General features: G+C 39.1%; 19 protein-coding genes and 3 tRNA genes. 14 read left to right on the top strand and 8 right to left on the bottom strand.

Annotated elements, in window-relative coordinates:
- Positions 1-25 precede the first annotated feature (25 nt).
- From BMZ55_RS04915 to BMZ55_RS04900, 4 genes are read right to left on the bottom strand one after another with little or no spacing between them, the layout of a single operon-like run.
- Positions 26-559 (bottom strand): hypothetical protein, encoded by a 534-nt coding sequence (locus BMZ55_RS04915; protein ID WP_089819150.1) that lies wholly within the window; start codon positions 557-559, stop codon positions 26-28.
- A gap of 13 nt (positions 560-572) precedes the next feature.
- Entirely contained in the window at positions 573-1,004 is a 432-nt protein-coding gene (locus tag BMZ55_RS04910; RefSeq protein ID WP_089819148.1) for a hypothetical protein, read from the bottom strand.
- Positions 1,005-1,013: 9 nt separating this feature from the next.
- Positions 1,014-1,811 (bottom strand): lysophospholipid acyltransferase family protein, encoded by a 798-nt coding sequence (locus tag BMZ55_RS04905; protein WP_039343591.1) that lies wholly within the window; start codon positions 1,809-1,811, stop codon positions 1,014-1,016.
- 25 nt (positions 1,812-1,836) lie between these two features.
- Positions 1,837-2,466 carry an NUDIX hydrolase gene (locus BMZ55_RS04900; protein ID WP_039343592.1) on the bottom strand — a complete coding sequence of 210 codons (630 nt, stop codon included), beginning with the start codon at positions 2,464-2,466 and terminating at the stop codon, positions 1,837-1,839.
- Between the two features lie 397 nt (positions 2,467-2,863).
- Here BMZ55_RS04900 and mgtE point away from each other — a divergent pair, with 397 nt between their 5' ends.
- Complete coding sequence (gene mgtE, locus BMZ55_RS04895) at positions 2,864-4,183, top strand: magnesium transporter (protein WP_039343597.1); 1,320 nt, start codon at positions 2,864-2,866, stop codon at positions 4,181-4,183.
- A gap of 9 nt (positions 4,184-4,192) precedes the next feature.
- The gene (locus BMZ55_RS04890; RefSeq protein ID WP_089819146.1) at positions 4,193-4,912 is read left to right on the top strand and encodes an ABC transporter substrate-binding protein; all 720 of its coding nucleotides are present in this window, start codon (positions 4,193-4,195) and stop codon (positions 4,910-4,912) included.
- A 50-nt stretch (positions 4,913-4,962) separates the two neighbouring features.
- Here BMZ55_RS04890 and dapA read toward each other — a convergent pair whose 3' ends face one another.
- A complete protein-coding gene (gene dapA, locus BMZ55_RS04885) occupies positions 4,963-5,835 on the bottom strand; it encodes a 4-hydroxy-tetrahydrodipicolinate synthase (RefSeq protein ID WP_089819144.1) in 873 nt (290 codons plus the stop codon).
- 109 nt (positions 5,836-5,944) lie between these two features.
- On the opposite strand from dapA, the gene BMZ55_RS04880 reads away from it, so the two are divergent.
- The 4 genes from BMZ55_RS04880 to recO are packed head-to-tail and all read left to right on the top strand — an operon-like array spanning position 5,945 to position 10,578.
- Entirely contained in the window at positions 5,945-6,715 is a 771-nt protein-coding gene (locus BMZ55_RS04880) for a 5'-nucleotidase C-terminal domain-containing protein (RefSeq protein ID WP_089819142.1), read from the top strand.
- Complete coding sequence (locus BMZ55_RS04875) at positions 6,708-7,655, top strand: bifunctional metallophosphatase/5'-nucleotidase (protein ID WP_089819140.1); 948 nt, start codon at positions 6,708-6,710, stop codon at positions 7,653-7,655. Before BMZ55_RS04880 ends, BMZ55_RS04875 begins: the two co-directional genes overlap by 8 nt.
- Positions 7,656-7,657: 2 nt before the next feature.
- Positions 7,658-9,889 carry a type IX secretion system anionic LPS delivery protein PorZ gene (porZ, locus tag BMZ55_RS04870; RefSeq protein ID WP_089819138.1) on the top strand — a complete coding sequence of 744 codons (2,232 nt, stop codon included), beginning with the start codon at positions 7,658-7,660 and terminating at the stop codon, positions 9,887-9,889.
- Positions 9,889-10,578: a DNA repair protein RecO gene (gene recO / locus BMZ55_RS04865; protein ID WP_089819136.1), complete on the top strand. Its 690-nt coding sequence runs from the start codon at positions 9,889-9,891 to the stop codon at positions 10,576-10,578. Before porZ ends, recO begins: the two co-directional genes overlap by 1 nt.
- Before the next feature lie 57 nt (positions 10,579-10,635).
- Here recO and BMZ55_RS04860 read toward each other — a convergent pair whose 3' ends face one another.
- Positions 10,636-11,355, bottom strand: a complete 720-nt coding sequence (locus BMZ55_RS04860) for a hypothetical protein (RefSeq protein WP_089819134.1) — start codon at positions 11,353-11,355, stop codon at positions 10,636-10,638.
- Between the two features lie 58 nt (positions 11,356-11,413).
- Between BMZ55_RS04860 and BMZ55_RS04855 the strand changes: the two genes are divergently transcribed.
- Positions 11,414-11,839: an RNA-binding S4 domain-containing protein gene (locus BMZ55_RS04855; RefSeq protein WP_089819132.1), complete on the top strand. Its 426-nt coding sequence runs from the start codon at positions 11,414-11,416 to the stop codon at positions 11,837-11,839.
- Here BMZ55_RS04855 and BMZ55_RS04850 read toward each other — a convergent pair.
- The gene (locus BMZ55_RS04850) at positions 11,836-12,354 is read right to left on the bottom strand and encodes a shikimate kinase (RefSeq protein WP_089819130.1); all 519 of its coding nucleotides are present in this window, start codon (positions 12,352-12,354) and stop codon (positions 11,836-11,838) included. The genes BMZ55_RS04855 and BMZ55_RS04850 overlap by 4 nt on opposite strands.
- A gap of 107 nt (positions 12,355-12,461) precedes the next feature.
- On the opposite strand from BMZ55_RS04850, the gene BMZ55_RS04845 reads away from it, so the two are divergent.
- The 3 genes from BMZ55_RS04845 (at position 12,462) to BMZ55_RS04835 (ending at position 12,809) form a co-directional block, all read left to right on the top strand.
- Positions 12,462-12,534, top strand: a tRNA-Lys gene (locus BMZ55_RS04845).
- A gap of 38 nt (positions 12,535-12,572) precedes the next feature.
- A tRNA-Leu gene (locus tag BMZ55_RS04840) sits at positions 12,573-12,655 on the top strand.
- Positions 12,656-12,736: 81 nt separating this feature from the next.
- Positions 12,737-12,809: transfer RNA gene (locus BMZ55_RS04835), tRNA-Lys, on the top strand.
- Between the two features lie 89 nt (positions 12,810-12,898).
- Here BMZ55_RS04835 and panC read toward each other — a convergent pair.
- Positions 12,899-13,747, bottom strand: a complete 849-nt coding sequence (panC, locus tag BMZ55_RS04830) for a pantoate--beta-alanine ligase (protein ID WP_089819128.1) — start codon at positions 13,745-13,747, stop codon at positions 12,899-12,901.
- 195 nt (positions 13,748-13,942) lie between these two features.
- On the opposite strand from panC, the gene BMZ55_RS04825 reads away from it, so the two are divergent.
- The 4 genes from BMZ55_RS04825 (at position 13,943) to porK (ending at position 19,669) form a co-directional block, all read left to right on the top strand.
- Positions 13,943-14,713, top strand: a complete 771-nt coding sequence (locus BMZ55_RS04825; RefSeq protein WP_039343616.1) for a glycogen/starch synthase — start codon at positions 13,943-13,945, stop codon at positions 14,711-14,713.
- Positions 14,714-14,727: 14 nt separating this feature from the next.
- A complete protein-coding gene (locus tag BMZ55_RS04820; RefSeq protein WP_089819126.1) occupies positions 14,728-16,278 on the top strand; it encodes a DUF4270 family protein in 1,551 nt (516 codons plus the stop codon).
- An 18-nt stretch (positions 16,279-16,296) separates the two neighbouring features.
- A complete protein-coding gene (glmS, locus tag BMZ55_RS04815) occupies positions 16,297-18,150 on the top strand; it encodes a glutamine--fructose-6-phosphate transaminase (isomerizing) (protein ID WP_089819124.1) in 1,854 nt (617 codons plus the stop codon).
- A 106-nt stretch (positions 18,151-18,256) separates the two neighbouring features.
- Positions 18,257-19,669, top strand: a complete 1,413-nt coding sequence (gene porK / locus BMZ55_RS04810; RefSeq protein WP_039343619.1) for a T9SS ring complex lipoprotein PorK/GldK — start codon at positions 18,257-18,259, stop codon at positions 19,667-19,669.
- Positions 19,670-19,691 lie beyond the last annotated feature (22 nt).

Raw genomic sequence — 19,691 nt, 5'->3', positions numbered from 1 at the left:
AGACTTCGGGAAGCTCGTAAATTTTTTAAGACGGATTAAATTCCATCACCGCTTCATAAAATTCTTCTTCCATAATACCGAATTGCTGTGCGAGCAGTTGAAGTCCGGCTAAATTTTCAGCTAAAAATCTGTCGTTTTTCGGAAATGGTAAAAAACCCATTGAAGTCTTAAATGAAAAATTTTCACCGTCATTTTTGATTTCGGTTTCAGCGAATTCCAGTTTTCTGAAAAATGTAATCTGAGTTTCGTTTTCAGAGTTCAAAACATCAGGGAAAATTAAAACTCCGCCGGAAGTCATGCTATTGCAAAGCAAATCCAATTCTTCCTGACTGATTTCAGACGTCGCAAGGGAAATATTCGGTTTATAATTTTCGAAAAAATTAGCCTCTGAAGCAGCTAAAATTACAAAATCTTCACTCGGGATTTCTTCAGTTTCAACCGAAGAAATAAGGTCGAAATTTTTACCGTGAAAATTAAGAATATGTAAAAAAAACGGGGTTAAAACGGCATTTTTTGTGAAAATAAGCACGCGCGTTTTGTTATGGAATTTGCTGAACATCAATTAAACCGTGCTATTTTTTAAGATTATCGTTGATGATGTCGTGGAAAACCACCACAACACTGTCCCAGCGCGCTTTATCTTTCGGCATGATGTTCGACGCGTCGCTTTTGCTGCCGGAATTATCACCTTTTTTTACGTTAATCGTGGTTGAAATATTGTCGTAAAGTTTATTATAATCTTCCTGAATGGTGCGGAAATTATTTGTTGCAAGTGCTTTTTCAATTCGGTGAAGTTCGCGATTTGTAATACGGAAATCTTTTTTCACCTTTTGGTTTTGACCTTCGAATGAGTAATGAACTTTATGGCCTTTGATGAGTAAATTTTCATAAATCGGCGATAAACCGCCACTTCGCGCGTAGCTGTAATCGAAATCGCGGTATTTGTTTGGCGAAGCACACGCCGTTAAAAATAAAAATGTAAGGACAAAAAATAAGTTTTTCATAAGTTTTATTTAAATTTTAACTTCTGCTTTTTTTGTTTTCAATTCTTCATCATATTCGTGCAGCAAATTGAAATCTTCGGTTTGTTCGATGCCAATCATGATTTTATTTAAAATAGTCTGCGCATCATCTTTGTCATAATCAATATCCAAAGCAGGTTTAAAAACCATCGTCGGTTTTACGCCCGTAACTTTCACCCGCAAACCTTTTTTATCAAAAGCGCGGCGGAAACCATTAATTTTTATCGGAATTACAATAGGTTTTTGGTTTTTTACCAATTTCGCCGTTCCTTTTCTGCCCTGCGCAAATGCCGAAGTCGTGCCTTGCGGAAAAGTAATCACCCAGCCGTTGTCCAGCGCTTTCATAATATTTTCAACTTCGGTTAAATCCACCATTCGGTTTACATTTTGGCCTTCGGCGCGCCAGGTTCTTTTTACCGTTACAGCACCTGCAAGCTTGAAAATTTTGGTCATAAAACCTTTGTTCATGGTTTCTTCAGCTGCAACATAATAAATGTCAACTTTTGGATTCAGCAGATAAATTGGATTTTTGATAGAATTTAAATAACCATTATTTACTGCACAAAAAGCCTGGTACATTGCGGCAACATCGGCGAAATAAGTCTGGTGATTGGAAACAAAAAGAACGTTAGAGTCGGGAAGATCCACTAAATTTTCGGTCCCGGAAATTTTTAGCTTATTAAAACCATTAAATCTTCGGTAGGATACCATCCCCAAAACAAAAATTATCAGTCGTTTTAGGAAATACAGATTGCCAAAAGCATCTGTGAAAATATTTTTCTTCGCCATTATCTAATAAACATAGGGTGCGAATTTACAAATTTTTCAATAATTGGCTAAATTCACTCAGGATCATCGACGTTGCGCCCCAAATAATATAACCGTTGAAATTGATGACCGGAACTTCCACGCCGCGCGACGTTGGTAACACCATCATTTCCGGTGCATCTTTTAAACTTAAAATAGAAGAAACGGGAAATTCAATAAGCTCAACAGCTTCACTTTCCTGCAGGAAAAACTCCGGATTTTTCTTGGTGTACGAAACGAAAGCTTTTACATAAAAGTTGCTCGGCGGAATGTAAATCGGTGAAAGTTCGCGGATAATGCGGATGTAATGTTCATCAATTCCAACTTCTTCCGAGGTCTCGCGTTTTGCTGTTGCCGCATAATCCACATCGAAATCTTCTTTTTTACCGCCCGGCAGAGAAATTTGGCCGCTGTGGCGGTCGCGTTCATTTTCGCTGCGTACGATGAGCGGCAAAAACCACTCATTATTCTTTAAATAAAGCATGATATTTACGGCTGCAAACTTCGGATTTCTGGTTAAAATTTCTTCGTAAGAATAAAGCGGGCGGTACGGCGGAGAATAAATTTCATGCGCGGCATCGCCGCGAAGTGTGGCTTCCTGAATTTGGGTCAGCAGATTTCTACCAAATGTTCTCATGGAAACAAATTTACAAAATCGCGCTCTGAAAGTGTTTTAAAATAAAGTTAAATTTCGGTGCTCAGCTATTTTCAAATTTTAGTTTAAGTTTTTGCTGAATAAAAATTCCGACCTAAAAGCACCAATTTTTCTGTTTTTCTAAAACCAAAAAAAATGCTGAAATAACGCCGAATTTTTCGTTTTTAAATTTTGGAAAAAAATATGCTCTTAAAGCAAGTATTTTGTCGATTTTAAATTTTTAAAAAAATTTCGGGCTAAAGCACCCAATTTTTCTCTTTTAAAAAAAGGGAAAAAATGCTTAAAAAGCTGCCAATTTTTTTGGTTGGATAAAAACATAAAACCAATAATTTCGTCTGTTTTTTTAAAATGGTTACTTTTGCACAGCTTAAAGAAAAATTTGGAAACCCACGATCTTATTTTCAATCCGCAGGATATTGCAGAAACGCTCAGCGAGCTTCGCGCTGATGAGCGCCTGATTGCGTTTTTGAAAGTTCCGAAAGAGTATAAAGCTGATGTTTTCTCACATCTTGACCCGGATTTCCAGGAAGAAACCATCCGCGGCATTGGCAGTGATGAGGTTTCTGAAATTCTGAACGCGATGTCGCCCGACGACCGGACCGCACTTTTCGAAGATTTTCCGGATGAGCTCATCAAATATTCCATCAATCACCTGAATCCGCAGGAAAGACGCGTCGCACTGAAACTTTTGGGCTACGACGCTGATTCTATCGCGCGACTGATGACGCCGTATTATATTCAAATCCGGAAAGAATGGACGGTAAAACGGTGTTTTCAGCAAATTAAAAAACTCGGCAAAAAAGTAGAAACCATGAACCATCTTTATGTGGTTGATGAGCGAAACCGCCTGATAGACGATATTATGATCGGTTCGCTGCTTTTGGCGGAAGAAGACACGCTGATTTCGGAGATTACTGACAATCATTTTGTCGCGATTACGACGACTACTTCAAAAGAAGATGCGGTACCTTATTTCGAAAAATATGACCGTTCTGCCTTGCCGATTGTCACTGAAAACGGAGTTTTGGTCGGAATCGTAACCATCGATGATATTTTAGACCAAATTGAGTCGCAGAACACCGAGGACATTCAAAAATTCGGTGGTATGGAAGCACTAGATGATCCATACCGGCAAACACACTGGTTTGAAATGATCAGAAAAAGAGGTTTCTGGCTTATTCTTTTATTTTTCTTCCAGCTTTTAACGGCTTCAGCAATGGGTTATTTTGAAGATGAAATTCAGAAAGCAGTTGTACTCACTTTATTTGTTCCACTAATTATTTCAAGTGGCGGAAATACCGGTTCCCAGGCCGCTACGCTGATTATCCGCGCAATGGCACTTCAGGAAATTACTGTAAAAGATTGGTGGCTCGTTATTAAAAAAGAATTGGTCACAGGAATGGTGCTGGGTGGGATTTTAGGTATTTTCGGCTTTTTCAGAATTATGCTTTGGCAATATGCAGGCTGGTTTGATTATGGTCAGCATTGGGCATTTATTGCGTTAAGCGTCGGTATTTCGCTGTCGATGATTGTAATGTGGGGAACACTTTCAGGCTCGATGGTTCCTTTTATTTTGAAGAGATTTAATCTTGATCCCGCTACTTCTTCGGCACCTTTTGTGGCCACTTTGGTTGATGTTACTGGTCTGGTGATTTATTTTACAGTCGCAGGTTTGCTTTTGAGTGGCAGACTTCTTTAAAAAAATTCAATGAAAATTATTTCGCTCGTACCGAGTATTACCGAAACACTTTTTGATTTTGAACTGACTTCAAACGAAATTATTGGTCGCACTAAATTCTGCATTCATCCGGAAAATTTGGTGAAGGAAGTTGAAGTTATTGGCGGCACCAAAAATCTGAATATTGAAAAAATCCGTGCTTTAAACCCCGAATTAATTATAGCAAATAAAGAAGAAAACGAAAAACTTCAGGTGGAAGAACTCAGCAAAAATTTTAAGGTTTGGGTCACCGATATTCAAAATTTAGAAGACAATTCCATGTTTATTACTGACCTCGGTAAATTGCTAAAAAAGCCCGATTTAGCACGGAATTTCAATGAAAGCATTGACGGGATTTTTTCTGAAATTAAAGTCGAAACACCGAAAAAAGTGGCGTATCTCATTTGGAAAAATCCGTATATGACGATAGGTTCGGATACTTTTATTCATGACGTTATAAGCAAAATCGGTTTCCAGAATATTTTTTCTGCGCAGAAAAGATATCCGGTGATTTCGCTTTCAGATTTTCATGAGGCTGAATATATTTTTCTTTCGACAGAGCCGTATCCATTTAAGCAAAAACACATTGAAGAATTTCAAGCAGAATTTCCTTCGAAAAAAATCACTTTGGTGGACGGCGAAGCTTTCTCCTGGTTCGGAACACATTTGACGAAAAAAAGCGAATATTTGCAGCGTTTAGCAAAGTTATAAAATGAAAAAAAGCCCGTTATAACAGGCTTTTTTTTGATTTTGTCTAAAAATTAAATTCCAACCATTTCCGCTTTTATTTTTTCCTGAAGTCCAGAGCTTGCGATCACCAAAGGCAATCGAACAAAGTTTTTCAAAATTCCCATTTCAGCCAAAATGGTTTTAATTCCGGCCGGATTTCCTTCTGCAAAAATCAATCTAGTAATTTCTACCAACTTATTGTGGATTTCGTAGGCTTCTTTCACTTTTCCGTCGAAAGCCAGCTGAACCATGGTGGAAAATTCTTTCGGATACGCCTGTCCAATTACCGAAATTACACCGTCGCCGCCCGCTAAAGTTACGGGAAGCGTATATTCATCGTCACCGGAAACCAAACTGAAATTCTCCGGTTTTTGTCTTAAAATATCAAAATATTGGTTGATGCTCGGCGCAGCTTCTTTAATCATAAAAAGATTCGGGAATTCTTTTGCTAATCTTACGGTTGTAGAAGCTTCGACATTTTGGCCGGTGCGCGACGGAACATTATAAATGATGATTTGTTTACCTGTTTCTGCTAGTGCTTTATAATGCTGATAAAGACCTTCCTGATTCGGTCTGTTGTAATATGGTGAGACCGAAAGAATTGCGTCGAAAGCCGATAAATCGGTTTCTTCAATTTGTTTTTTTACTTCGAGCGTATTATTTCCGCCAATTCCTAAAACGAGCGGCAAGCGCTTGTCATTCACTTTTATAATGTGCTCAATGACGGTTTTTTTCTCATTTTCCGAAAGGGTTGCGGCTTCGGCAGTGGTGCCCAAAACTACCAGATAATTGGTGCCGTTTTCGATGTTGAATTCCACCAACTTCGTCAGTGAATCCAAATCAACCGATAAATCTTCATTAAACGGTGTTACCAGCGCCACACCAAGACCTTTTAATTTGCTCATTTTTCTTGAATTAATCTTCCAAAATTACAAAATTTTAGGTGAGATTTAGGGAAAATCCTGGAGAACTTTATATTCATATCTCTATATTTGTAACTCTTATTTTAAGATTATGAAAAGTAAATTTCTACTGGCGGGTTTTGTTGCCGTAACGCTGATTTCCTGCCGGGCGCCGCTGGCTGTGGCGAAAGTTGAAACCCAAGAAAATATTTCGGTTGCGAAAAATCTGCCGGAAGACCAGACTTTCAAGAAAACCATTGAGCCTTATAAAATGGAGCTGGAAGGTAAAATGAATACCAAACTTTCTCACACCGCTGTCGATCTTACCAAATCTGGTGACAACAGCAATTTGGGAAATCTTTTAGCCGATTACACCTTTGAAGGTGCTGATGTGTGGGCAAAAAACAACGGCATTCCGGGTGGAATTGATGGCGCAGTGATTAACATCGGCGGCATCAGAACCACGATCGCGAAAGGCGATATCATTACGAGACAGATTTATGAGGTGATGCCTTTTGAAAATGAAGTCATGATTATGAAAATGAAAGGCGCTGATATGCAGGGACTTTTCGATTATTATCTGAAAACGCAGAAAAACAATCCAGTTTCGCACATCGTTATTGAAACCGATGGTGATAAAATAGTAAAACAGCTGATTAACGGCGAAAAAATAGATCCGGCGAAAACGTATTATATCGCGACCTCCGATTATCTTGCTTTGGGCGGTGATAATATGGATTACTTTAAAAAAGGTGAAATGATTTCCACCGGAATTAAATTACGCGATTTATTTCTGGAAAAATTTAAAGCAAATCCGGAAGTTACCGTTCCAACGGATGTGCGCCTGAACTTTAAAAATAAAAAAGATACCACTGATGAATAGGAAACAGTTTCTGAAAACCGCAGGTGGCGGGGCTTTAGCACTTTCTTTGGCGCCAAACCTTTTGATGGCGGAGAATTTCGATATATTGAAATCAGCGTCAGAATATCAGTTGACGATTTTGCATACCAACGATCAGCACAGCAGAATTGAACCGTTTGATTCATCATATACCCGAAATCCAAACCAGGGTGGTTTTGCGCGCCGTGCAGCATTAATTCAAAAAATCCGGAGCGAAGAAAGCAACGTGCTTTTGCTGGATTCCGGCGATACTTTTCAGGGCACGCCGTACTTCAACTTTTTCGGTGGTGAACTGGAATTTAAGTTGATGTCCATGATGGGCTATGATGCTTCAACAATGGGAAACCACGATTTCGATAACGGTTTGGCGGGTTTTAAAAAAGTCCGTCCGGTTGCGAAATTTCCGTTCATATGTTCAAACTATGATTTTTCGAATACCATTTTAGACGGTGAAACAGAAAAGTATAAATTATTCAATAAAAATGGCATTAAGGTCGGAATTTTTGGTGTCGGGATCGAACTTGCCGGTCTGGTAGGTAAAAAAGATTACGGCGAAACGGAATATTTAAATCCGATAGAAATTGCGCAGCATTATTCGGAATTTTTACGGAACGAAAAAAAATGCGATCTGGTTATTTGCCTTTCGCATCTCGGTTACGAATATAAAGACAATCCAAAGGTTTCCGATAAAGTTCTTGCGGCAAATACCGACGGGATTGATTTGATTTTAGGCGGTCACACGCACACCTTTCTGCCGGAACCCCAAGCTTTCCAAAACAGAAAAGGTAAAAATGTGCTCGTAAATCAGGTGGGCTGGGCAGGTTTGCTTTTGGGAAAAATCGATTTTTATTTTGACAGAAATAAAACGGTAAAAAATATTTCGTGGCAAAATCAGATTATTGACGAAAAGATAATGGTCTGAACATGAAAAAATTCCTTCCGTTTTTGCTGTTTTTTTGGATTTTATATTTTCCGGCGCAGAAAATTTCTTCGGGCAAATGGAGCGATTTATTTTCCTACAATAATGTTTTGGTCATTCGCGAAGACGCCGGAAAATTAATAGCCGCCACCAAAAACGGAATATTTTTTTATACGCCTGCAACGGGCGAAATTTCAAAATTATCAAAAGCAAACGGACTTCACGAAGTGAAAATTTCCGCTTTTGATTATAACGCCGAAACCAAAACCGGTTTAGTCGGATACGAAAACGGTTCTTTGGATGTCATTTCACCCGATGGAATTACGTATGTGGTGGACATTCCAATTGCCACGGGTTATTCGGGTGATAAAAAAATCAATCACATTTCCATTTCGGGAAACCTGGCGGTGATTTCTGTTGGATATGGCGTTTCCATTTTCCGGCTGGATAGAAAAGAATTTGGCGACACGGCATTTTTTACCAATTCAGTCGGTGTTTACGAACCTGCGCGCGAAGCCGTCATTAAAGAAAATATGGTTTTTGCAGTGACGCCAAACGGTTTAAAAAAGCACGCCATCGATGTCACTTTTCCCATTTACCGCGAATGGACAATGGTTTCAAGCGGAGATTTCACGCAAATTTCAAGTGGAAACACCACAGTTTTTAGCTCCAAAAACAGGGTTTTTTTTGGAAATGGAAATTCATTTTCAGCGCTCGCAGGAAGTTTTAATGATATTCGTGACGTACAAGTTACAGATCAAAATATCATCGTTACCGATCAAACGAAAGTTTTGATTTACAGTTTGTCCGGAAGTTTGGTAAAATCTTTCGATGCTAAAGAACAGCTCAATACCGCTATTTTTTCGCAGTCAAAAATCTTCGCAGGAACACAGGTTTCCGGTATCTTAACCGAATCCGGCGAAGTTTTGAAACCCGACGGTCCGTACAGCAACACTTCGTATAAAATCGATTTGGTTGATGACCAGATCGTAATTTCCAGCGGAGGCCGTGAAGGTTATAACGAACCTATTTACCGGAATCTTGGCTATTACCATTTTAATGGAAAAGAATGGATTTATCCCGATTTTTTCAAAACTTTTCAAGGTGCGCTGAATGTTTTGGATGCGGTAATAAATCCGGCCAAAAAAGAAGAGATTTTTTTTGTAAATTATACCTTTGAAGCCGGTAAAAAAGGCATCTACCGTATGGTTGATGACGTTCTTAAAAATAAATATATCACCGAAGACGCCTTTTACAAGCGCATTGGCGGACTTACTTTCGATGATAATAACCAGCTTTTCGCGTCCACTTCTGAACAGGCCGGCAAGTTTGGCTTTTACCATTATGATGCCGGTGCAGACCAGTTTAACCTGACGACCGTAGTTTCCGGCGGAGATACGCAAAAACCGTTTGCAGAAGATGGGATACTCTACCTTTTCTCGCCATATTTCGACATCCGCGGCGGACTGGTAATTTATGATTATAACAATACACCTGCAGTGCGCGGTGATGATCGTTTTACCGTGATTCGCAAAGAAAATAATCTGCCCGCAAGTGGTGTGGTTTCCGCAGCTTTGGACAAAAATGATGATTTGTGGATCGGCACCAGAATCGGTTTGCGTGTACTTCAAAACCCAAAAAGCGCAATTGGCGAGGCATCTCCACAAGCTGAACCGATTATCATCGAAGAAAATGGTGTGGGTGAAGAACTCTTCCGCGATACCCAGATTTTGCAAATTGAAGTGGATTCCGGAAACCAGAAATGGATTTCGGCGGACGGCGGCGGTGTTTTTTATTTAAGCGCAAACGGTGAAAAAACCTTGCAGCATTTTACACGTGAAAATTCGCCGTTGCCCACAAATGATGTTACCGATATAAAAGTTGATAAAGCTACCGGAAAGGTTTATTTCGTGACCGTGGAAGGAGTTGTCGTCTATCAGGGCGATGTGGTGAACGTGAACGATAATTTCGCTGATGTTTTGGTTTATCCGAATCCTGTGGTTTATTCGCAACACAAAAGAAATGTAAAAATCCGCGGTTTGGCGGCAAAAACCAATATCAGAATTACCGATACGGCTGGAAATCTTGTGCATCAGGCAGTTGCGCGCGGCGGATTTTACGAATGGAATTTGCTGAATCACCGCGGTGCGCGCGTAGCTTCCGGAATATATTTCGTTTTGATGACCAATGAAGACGGAACCGACACCGCCACCGCGAAAATTGCTGTTGTAAATTAATGCAGATCATCAAAGGTTTTTTGCTGTCTTACGTAAAATATGGCGACAGCGACGCTATTTTACACTGCTTTACAGAGGAAGCAGGTTTCCAGAGTTTTTTTGCAAAAGGTTTGTACACCGCAAAGAATAAGAAAAAACCCTATTTATTTCCCCTTAATTACCTCTTTTTTTCGGTTCCTAAAAAAGCCGTCGAAAGCCGGATTTCCCGCGTTTCAAAACTCGAAGCCGGAACCGATTCATACGATTTTCAAAATGTTGCCGCGAGTTCGGTTTTATTTTTTACCGCAGATTTTCTGCATCAGGTTTTGCGCGAAGAAGGCCGGAATGAAGTGCTTTTCGAGGAAATGATTATCGTTAGAAATCAATTTGTTGAACAAAATTTTGACGCCTATTTGGCCTTTATTTTTAAATTTTTAATGATTTCCGGCGTAGCGCCTTTAAAAGGAAATGACAAATTTTTGAATCCTGAAAGCGGAATTTTTGAAGCTGAAATGTCGCATTCTTTTTTCAATGAAAATATTTCGGAAATTTGGTTGAAATTTTTAGCAGCGTCGGAAATTTATGCCGTTAAATTGTCAAAAAAAGACAAAACAGCTTTTCTAGATTCGCTGATGATTTACTGCCAGTTTCACATCACCAATTTCTACATTCCGAATTCTTTAGCTGTGGTCCGGGAAATTTTCGAGTAAAGGTAAAACCAAAAAAAAGCCCCAAAAAAGGAGCTTTTTTTTAAATTTTTAATCAATTTATCTTGTTGCCGGTGCAGGTATTGATTTGTAAACCTGGAAGTTAAAGATAAAACTTCGGTCTTTAAAACCAATTCCGGTGTAGTTGTAATGTGCATCACGCGCGAAAGCTGCACGTGAAGGAACGATGATTACACCCTGTAAATTGTAGTTGCTTTCAATATCAAGGTTAAAGGCTTTGAATTTTTGAATCGCTTCGCGGAAACCTTCAATTTCATAAAAACTTCTCTGCTTTTGTAAGTCGTCTTTCGCGGCATTTCTCACCGATTCTTTCGCGTAGTAATAAAGCGGGTCAATTTCCGGAGTTCCGGTACCGGCGATGGTATTTTTGAAAGGAAAACCGGAGGTAAATTCAATTTTATTGTCGGTATTTGTGGCCAGGTAAGTCATCGTATTGTGCATGAGATGCAAAATATCGGTGTCACCAATTGCGGTTCCCGGTTCAGGTTGAGCGCCCTGGCGAACAACGTAAATCACACCCGATGGAAGTGTAACAGGATTTAAATCGGCAAGTTTTACATTGGTTTTATCGGTATCAGGAAGAAACTGAATGTTACCTTTGGCATCCAGATAATGGGTTTGCAAAAAGGTAGCAGCAGCTTTGTCATCATAACTATTTTGAGTTTCTATACTTACTTCCGGCTGCGCAACAATTTCATCTTTTCGGCAAGAATTAAAGGTTACAAAAGCGACAGCGAGGTATAAGAATGTTTTTTTCATATTTAATATTATGATTAAATTGCTAAAATTTTTAATCCAGCAAAAGTATAAATAAAATATGAGAATCGATAAGTTTTTATGGTGTGTCCGTTTTTACAAGACCAGAAGCATTGCTGCCGATGAGATTAAGAAAAACCGCGTTTCCATCGGGAACCAAACGGTGAAATCGTCACGTGAAGTGAAAGAAGGCGACCTTATAAAAATCCGGAAAAACCAGATCGATTATCAAATAAAAGTTACGCAAATTCCGAAAAGCAGATTGGGCGCGAAACTGGTGCCGCTGCACATTGAAGACAAAACCGACAAGGAACAATACGACATCCTGAAACAGCGAAATCTTAGTCAGGAACATTACCGAAATAAAGGTGAAGGCCGACCGACTAAAAAAGACCGTCGTGATATTGAAGATTTTGTAGATGACGGTTCGCACGGCAATATGGAAGATGGTGACTGGGATTTGTTTTTCAGCGAAGTCAACGATTAAGAAATTTGAAAAATTTGGGCGATTTCGCGGCAAATTTCGTCCGGCGATTTGTTATCGGTGATCACGGTATGTTTTGCCTGCGAATAAAATTCCTGTCTTTCAAAAAGATGCTGCCCGACGAATTCAGGAAGTTGTTTGTCGGGAATTTTTGCTATTAAAGGTCTTTTCTGTTTTTGTTTAAGCAAACGTTCGGTAAGAATCCGCACGGAAGTTCGAAGGTAAACGCTGGTACTTTTTTCATTTATTAATGAAATGTTGTTGTAATAAGCCGGTGTGCCACCGCCGACGCTCAAAATGCAGTCGGTTTCGGTGTTTAAAATTTCATCTAAAATAGCGCGTTCCTGTTTTCTAAAGAAAATTTCCCCTTTTTTCTCGAAAATTTCTGCAATTGGCATATTGTGGCGCGCAATAATCTCTCTGTCAAGGTCAATTAATTTCAGGTTCATTTTGTCGCTCAAAAGTTTGGAAATGTGTGATTTGCCGCTTCCCATGTATCCAATCAAAGAAATTATCATCTTTTTATTTTATACAAAGTACCTAAAATATTTTGAGATTTTAAAAAAAGAAGTATCTTTGCACCACTTTAAAACGAGAATATAATTCTGCAGTTTTAATGGTGACCGACTCGGTAGCTCAGCTGGTAGAGCAATACACTTTTAATGTATGGGTCCTGGGTTCGAATCCCAGCCGGGTCACAAGTAAAAAAATTCCGTAAGTTTTACGGATTTTTTTTGCCTGCGTGGTGAAATTGGTAGACACGCCATCTTGAGGGGGTGGTTTCCTATGGATGTGCTGGTTCGAGTCCAGTCGCAGGCACTGCCAGAATTATAGATTTTAATTATAGGTTTTAGATGGTCAGTAATTTAAAATTTAGAATCTAAAATTTAAATTTAAACCGACTCGGTAGCTCAGCTGGTAGAGCAATACACTTTTAATGTATGGGTCCTGGGTTCGAATCCCAGCCGGGTCACTAATTACTTGCTGAAAGTAATTTTTTTCATATTAATATTTTGTGATTTGGTGTTCAAAAGTCTTCCCAACAGGAAGACTTTTGATGTTTTAATCCAAATGTAAATTATCGATGAGGCGCACATCGTTTACCAAAACAACGATGAAAGCGCGGTAATTATGACCTTTGTAGAAAAAGTCGGTTTCTTTCAGCGTCTCTTCGTCGGCAATAACAAAATATTCAAGCGTCATCCCGCGCTGGTCTTCAAAAATATCTTTTACTCTTTTGTTTATTTCCGGAACGGTTAAAATCCGGAACCAATCATTTACTTTTTTTAAAGTTTCATAAATAACTTTTGAAGCTTCATGCTGTGGCGGACTTAAGCGCATATTCCGCGAGCTCATCGCCAGGCCGCTTTTTTCACGAAAAATAGGAACGCCGTGAATTTTAACTGGAAGCTGAAGCTTTTGCACCAACTTTTCGATAATCGCTAACTGCTGATAATCTTTTTCACCAAAATACCCATTATCCGGCTGTACCTGTCGTAAAAGTTCTTCAACCACTGTTCCGACACCATTAAAATGACCGGGACGCGATTTTCCTTCCATTTCATTTTCCAAACCGTCGAAATCATAGGATTTACTTTTTAAACCGTCTGGGTAAATATCTTCGGTTTCCGGCAAATAAACCGCATCAACTTCACCTGTTTGTTCAAGCAGTTTCAGGTCGCGTTCAATCGTTCGCGGATACTTTTCTAAATCCTGTGGATTATTGAATTGCGTGGGATTTACAAAAATTGACGCAATAATGAGGTCATTTTCTTTTTTTGCGCGGGAGTAAAGGCTGAGATGACCTTGGTGAAGTGCGCCCATCGTGGGTGCAAAGCCAATTTTTTTTCCCATTTCTTTCTGCCTTTCAATAAAGTCGGTAAAAGGTTTTTTAGCGGTAAATATTTCCATACATCGTGTGATTATCCTTGTAAAAATAACAATTCTGTATAAAATTTGCGGCTAATTTTTACAAATTATTTATCAATAGCAGCAATAAAGCCCTATTGAGACTAATATTATGTTAAATAGAGTAATATTAGTTTAAATTTTGTAAATTTGCGCGGTAGAATTTTCTGCTGTAAAATTAGAAGAACGATTGAATTTATGCCGAACCAAAAGATTTTGTATGTCACCACGGAAATGTTCCCATATCAGGAAGATAGCAATATGGCGACAATGGTGAGTAAGATGGCGCTCAAAATGCATCAGGAGGGAAATGATGTGCGGGTGTTTATGCCAAGATTTGGCCAGATCAGCGAAAGAAAGTTTCAGCTGCATGAAGTAATCCGTCTTTCGGGGATGAACATTATTATTAATGATTTAGACCAGCCTTTAATTATCAAAGTGGCGTCGCTTCCCGGCGAAAGGCTGCAGGTTTATTTCATTGATAATGAGGAATATTTTAAGCGAAAGCAATTCTACATCGATGAAACCGGAGCGGCTTTCCCGGACAATGATGAGCGCGCGATATTTTTTGCCCGTGGCGTCATTGAAACCATCAAAAAACTCAACTGGGTTCCGGATGTTATTCACCTGAACGGCTGGATGGCTTCATTTATTCCGGTTTATTTAAAGAGTTTTTACAAAAATGACTCTTATTTCAACGATACCAAACTTGTTCTGTCGGTTTACAATGAGGAAAACCTGCCTCTTTCGGAATCTGTAGAAGAAAAAATGAAATTCGACAATATTACCGGTTTATCTGCGTTTAAAAATCCAAATTTTCATAATTTCGTGATCGAAAGTATGAACATAGTAGACGTTGTGGTAAAAGGTGATGAGTTTCTGCAGGACGATCTGGAAGCAGGTTTTGAAAAATCTACTTCTACGAAGTCGGAATATCTTGAGCCTGAAGCAATTCTTAATATATACTAATCAATTTTTATTTAATGATAGGAAATTTTCAACAGATATTCAGAGCTGCTGCTGTTTTAGCGCTCGGAAGTGTAATATTGTGGAGTTGTGAGCCGGATCCTGATCAATTGGGATCTCAGTTTTTTGAGAACGGTGCTGAAGCCGCACAAAAAAGCTATCCGCTAATTGCCTACACTGTTAATAATAATGATACCATCCGCACAGACGGTTCCCGTTTGCAAAGCGCAACTTTAGGAGCTTTTTATGAACCGCAGTTCGGACTTCAAAAATCATCTTTCGTAACCCAAATCCGTTTAAGCAGCACAAATCCCGATTTTGGTGCAAACGCAGTTTTAGATTCTGCGGTTTTGGTTTTAAAACCCGCTTATGCTGCAGATTCTGTAACAACTACGACGCTTGAAGATTATGTTTTCCCGGACGGAGATGTTGCCGCTAAGAAAGTGGTGAATACTTATCCTGTGACTAAATATGGCAAAGCGAAAAGACCGCTGAATATTAAAGTTGAAGAAGTAACCGAATTTTTAGGTGCCAATGACCAGCAAATCCGATCGAACCGAAATGTCGCTACCGGCGAAGTTTTAGGTACGCAGGTCTTTGACGGTTCAATTTCTTCGGTAAAAGTGACCAAAGACGCCGATAATTCAGTATTATTCGAAAGAACTCCTTCGATTAGAGTTCCTTTGGATAACGCTTTTTTCCAAAATAAAATCATCAACAAAGCGAAATCACCGGAACTTGCTGATGTTGCTTCATTTATCCGATATATTAAAGGTATAAAAGTATCTGTGACGGAAAATGACGGTTATATCTTTAATTTCGATCCGAATACCGTGGAAATTAATTTGTATTATAAAAACGATAAAGTGGAAGGATCTACTACGACAAGACCACAATCTGTTTTTGTTCTAAATGCCGGCGCCGGAAATACACATTTTAACCAAATAACTACTGATCATACCGGAACGCCATCTGCGGCCGCTGTTGCAGTGGGCGATACCATTACCGGTGCTGCCAAAGTATACGCGCAGGGTATGGGCGGACCTGGTATTGGCTTAAAAGTTCCGGAAGAAACAATTGCTTCTGTTAGAACGATGTACGAAAAAGATAAAATCGGAATTATTGCCGCTAAAATGAGGATTTTTACCGATTTGGAAACCTGGAACAATAATTATAAAAAACCGCTAAGTTTTGTGGTAAAACAAAAAGTAAACAAGGTAGACTTAAATACTTACCTGGTTGATCTCAGTGCTTTGTATACTACCGGTATTTATAACCTGGTGAAAGCTTATGACCTGGAAAAAAATCCGGCGTATTATGACGTCGGAATTACGCAAACCTTTAAAAATATTATTGAAAAAGGTGAGACGACCGGTGCACATTTCATTCTAAACGTTGGTGCTTATTCGATTGATGCGGGTGGAAATCTACTGGGAACATTAAATGCAGCTCAGGGACCGCAGAACTTTACGACCAGAGGCTTCACGCCGAACCGTGCTGTATTTGTTGGTACTGATCCGGGAAATGAAAATAGCGCAAAATTGATATTAACGTACGGTAAAAAGTAAAAAAAAATTTATTAAAATATGTGTGGAATTGTAGGATATACTGGCTTTCAGGATGCATATGAAGTAGTCATCAACGGGCTGCGGAGATTAGAATATAGAGGATACGACAGCGCAGGAATTGTGCTTGACGGTGATAGTTCAACTTTTGATGTTGCTAAAACAAAAGGTAAGGTTGACGACTTAGTAGCGATTTCAAAAAATCTTTCTGGAAAAGCACACGTCGGCATGGGCCACACGCGCTGGGCGACACACGGTGTCCCGAGCGACAGTAACTCACATCCACATTTATCCAATAATGGTAAAATTGCATTGGTTCATAACGGAATCATCGAAAATTATGATACCATTAAAACAATGCTTATCGAAAAAGGTTTTTCATTTCAATCTGAAACTGATACCGAAGTATTGGTAAATCTTATCGAATACGTAATGGATGTCAATAAAGATTTTGATTTTCCAACAGCGGTGCGTTATGCTTTAAATGAAGTGTACGGCGCATATGCGATTACGGTAATGCACGACGATTTCCCGGGACTTTTGGTAGTGGCAAGACTGGGCTCACCATTAGCAATTGGTTTGGGAACCAATGAATATTTCATAGCATCAGATGCTTCACCTTTTGTTGAATTTACCAAAGAAGCTGTTTATCTGGAAGAAGGTCATATGGCAACAATTTCATTAGAAAGTGGTGTTGACATTAGAAATATTAAAGACAATGTGAAAATCACTCCCGAAGTTCAACAGCTAAAATTAAGTTTGGAGCAGATTGAAAAAGGAGGATATGAGCATTTCATGCTAAAAGAAATTTTCGAACAGCCAAAATCCATCCATGATACTTTAAGAGGTAGATTGTTGGTAGAAGAGGGAATTATTAAAATGGCCGGTATCTGGGATAATTTAGAAAGATTAAACCAAGCTCAAAAAATCACCATTATAGCGTGCGGAACTTCCTGGCATGCAGGTCTCATCGGTGAATATCTAATTGAAGAATTTGCAAGAATTCCGGTTGAGGTAGAGTATGCTTCCGAATTTAGATATAGAAATCCAATCATTAGCGAAAAAGATATTGTAATTGCCATTTCCCAGTCTGGTGAAACAGCTGATACAATGGCCGCTATTAAAATGGCGAAAGAAAAAGGAGCTTTTGTATATGGAATTTGTAACGTGGTAGATTCCTCAATTTCACGTGTAACTGATGCTGGTTCTTATACTCACGCTGGTCCTGAAATTGGTGTTGCATCCACAAAAGCTTTTACCGCACAATTAACGGTACTTTCATTAATCGCTTTAAAATTAGGTAAACACAACGGAAAACTGAGCAATCAGGAATTTATGCGTTTGATTACCGAGCTTGAAAGTCTTCCGAAAAAAGTTCAGGAAGTTTTGGAAAGCACAAATGAAAAGGTGAAAGAAATTGCAAAAAACTTTGTTGAAGCACAGAATTTCCTTTATTTAGGTAGAGGTTACAATTTTCCTGCAGCATTAGAGGGAGCTTTGAAATTAAAAGAGATTTCATACATCCACGCGGAAGGATATCCGGCTGCTGAAATGAAACACGGCCCTATCGCATTGATTGATGAAAACATGCCAATAGTAATTATTGCTCCTAAGCAAGGGCACTATGATAAAATTGTGAGCAATGTTCAGGAAATTAAGGCAAGAAAAGGGCAGGTTATCGCGTTAGTGAACAAAGGTGATACACAGGTTAGCTCCGTTGCAGATTATGTGATTGAGTTTCCGGAAACCTCGGAATGTTTCTCGCCGATCATTGCCTCCATCCCACTACAGTTGCTTTCTTACTATATAGCAGTCTATCGCGGAGCAAATGTAGATCAGCCAAGAAACCTTGCAAAATCCGTTACTGTAGAGTAAAGTTGACCTGTTTATAAAATATTACCAACAATTTTGCGTTTTTCAAAAAAAGCCTAGTTGTTTTTTCTAAAAAATTATATATTTACCGCTTAATTTCAATTATAGAATGAAAAGAGTATTTCTAATATTACTAACAGCATCCGCTGTTATGTCTTGCTCCAGAGGAGGTGGTTCATCATCCGGGAAACCAGGATCTAAAGGTGAACTGATTGCGAAAAAAAGAGGAAAAACGTTCACCGCAGAACGTCCTTATGGAATGGTAGCAATTCCGGCTGGATCCTTCGTAATGGGACTGGCAGATCAAGATTTTACCAACACTCCGGAAAAGGCTCCGCTAAAAACCGTTACAGTTTCCTCGTTCTTTATGGATGAAAGCGAAATTACCAACGGTCAGTATAAAGTTTTTGTAGATTATGTGCGCGATTCAATCGCAAGAACACTTCTTGCTGAAGCAGCCGGCGACGGAAGCGGCGGTGGAAATGGAACATCTATCGCAGATTACGCATATTCTTCAAAAAAAGCCGGTGAAAATAAAAATGCTTATCAGGAATTCATGGAGTCGCAAGGAGGTCGTGACGGGTATGATGATTCTAAAAAACTAGATTGGGGCGTTCCACTAAAATGGAATACCAATGACTATCCTGATGCCCAATATGCTGAGATTTTAGAATCAATGTATATTCCACAAGCGGAAAGAATTAATAACGAAAGAATTATTGATACCCGTAAATTGCAGTATTCTTATCAATGGGAAGATATGGCACAAGCGGTAAAAGATAATTCCCGAGGAGCAAATTACCTGAAAAAAGAAAGTATTGCGGTATATCCAGATACTACAGTTTGGATCAATGACTTCAGCTATGCTTATAACGAGCCATTGTATGATGGTTATTTCTGGCACAAGTCCTATAAAGATTATCCGGTTGTTGGCGTAACTTGGGATCAGGCGCGTGCTTTCTGTAACTTCCGTTCTAAACTGAAATCTGACTATAACGAATCTTTAAAAAGAAAAAAACAAAAACCAATGGCATTTAGACTTCCTACGGAAGCAGAGTGGGAATATGCTGCCAGAGGTGGTAAAGAAAATGCGACTTATCCTTGGGGTGGCCCATACTTACAGGATGACAGAGGATGTTACCTTGCAAACTTCAAACCGAAACGCGGTAATTATTTAGAAGACGAAAAGAAAGGGTACACCTATACTGCGCCAGTAAAAACTTTCCCAAGAAATGGATACGGTTTATACGATATGGCAGGAAACGTGGCAGAATGGACGGAGTCACCATACAATAACTCTACTTACCAGTTTGCATCTACTTTAAATCCGTATTTATCAGGACAGGCAGCTAAAGAACCTAGAAAATCAGTTAGAGGTGGGTCATGGAAAGATGTTGGTTATTTATTAATGACTGGTTACAGAGATTATGAAAGAAAAGATTCTGCAAGAAGTTTCATCGGATTCCGTACTGTTCAGGATATTCCTGAAGGCTCTGTAAAGTTCAAAAAAAGAACCAGATAAGAACAAGAAAACTAAATATTAA

This window comes from Kaistella treverensis (assembly GCF_900114045.1).
GTDB lineage: Bacteria > Bacteroidota > Bacteroidia > Flavobacteriales > Weeksellaceae > Kaistella > Kaistella treverensis.
Note: the sequence above shows the minus strand (reverse complement) of the source record. Positions and strands in the feature narration are given on the sequence as shown.

Excerpts from the sequence above, each read along its gene's own strand:
- BMZ55_RS04915 (WP_089819150.1), bottom strand. The coding sequence starts at position 559 with ATGTTCAGCAAATTCCATAACAAAACGCGCGTGCTTATTTTCACAAAA.
- BMZ55_RS04910 (WP_089819148.1), bottom strand. The coding sequence starts at position 1,004 with ATGAAAAACTTATTTTTTGTCCTTACATTTTTATTTTTAACGGCGTGT.
- BMZ55_RS04905 (WP_039343591.1), bottom strand. The coding sequence starts at position 1,811 with ATGGCGAAGAAAAATATTTTCACAGATGCTTTTGGCAATCTGTATTTC.
- BMZ55_RS04900 (WP_039343592.1), bottom strand. The coding sequence starts at position 2,466 with ATGAGAACATTTGGTAGAAATCTGCTGACCCAAATTCAGGAAGCCACA.
- BMZ55_RS04890 (WP_089819146.1), top strand. The coding sequence starts at position 4,193 with ATGAAAATTATTTCGCTCGTACCGAGTATTACCGAAACACTTTTTGAT.
- dapA (WP_089819144.1), bottom strand. The coding sequence starts at position 5,835 with ATGAGCAAATTAAAAGGTCTTGGTGTGGCGCTGGTAACACCGTTTAAT.
- BMZ55_RS04880 (WP_089819142.1), top strand. The coding sequence starts at position 5,945 with ATGAAAAGTAAATTTCTACTGGCGGGTTTTGTTGCCGTAACGCTGATT.
- BMZ55_RS04875 (WP_089819140.1), top strand. The coding sequence starts at position 6,708 with ATGAATAGGAAACAGTTTCTGAAAACCGCAGGTGGCGGGGCTTTAGCA.
- porZ (WP_089819138.1), top strand. The coding sequence starts at position 7,658 with ATGAAAAAATTCCTTCCGTTTTTGCTGTTTTTTTGGATTTTATATTTT.
- recO (WP_089819136.1), top strand. The coding sequence starts at position 9,889 with ATGCAGATCATCAAAGGTTTTTTGCTGTCTTACGTAAAATATGGCGAC.
- BMZ55_RS04860 (WP_089819134.1), bottom strand. The coding sequence starts at position 11,355 with ATGAAAAAAACATTCTTATACCTCGCTGTCGCTTTTGTAACCTTTAAT.
- BMZ55_RS04855 (WP_089819132.1), top strand. The coding sequence starts at position 11,414 with ATGAGAATCGATAAGTTTTTATGGTGTGTCCGTTTTTACAAGACCAGA.
- BMZ55_RS04850 (WP_089819130.1), bottom strand. The coding sequence starts at position 12,354 with ATGATAATTTCTTTGATTGGATACATGGGAAGCGGCAAATCACACATT.
- panC (WP_089819128.1), bottom strand. The coding sequence starts at position 13,747 with ATGGAAATATTTACCGCTAAAAAACCTTTTACCGACTTTATTGAAAGG.
- BMZ55_RS04825 (WP_039343616.1), top strand. The coding sequence starts at position 13,943 with ATGCCGAACCAAAAGATTTTGTATGTCACCACGGAAATGTTCCCATAT.
- BMZ55_RS04820 (WP_089819126.1), top strand. The coding sequence starts at position 14,728 with ATGATAGGAAATTTTCAACAGATATTCAGAGCTGCTGCTGTTTTAGCG.
- glmS (WP_089819124.1), top strand. The coding sequence starts at position 16,297 with ATGTGTGGAATTGTAGGATATACTGGCTTTCAGGATGCATATGAAGTA.
- porK (WP_039343619.1), top strand. The coding sequence starts at position 18,257 with ATGAAAAGAGTATTTCTAATATTACTAACAGCATCCGCTGTTATGTCT.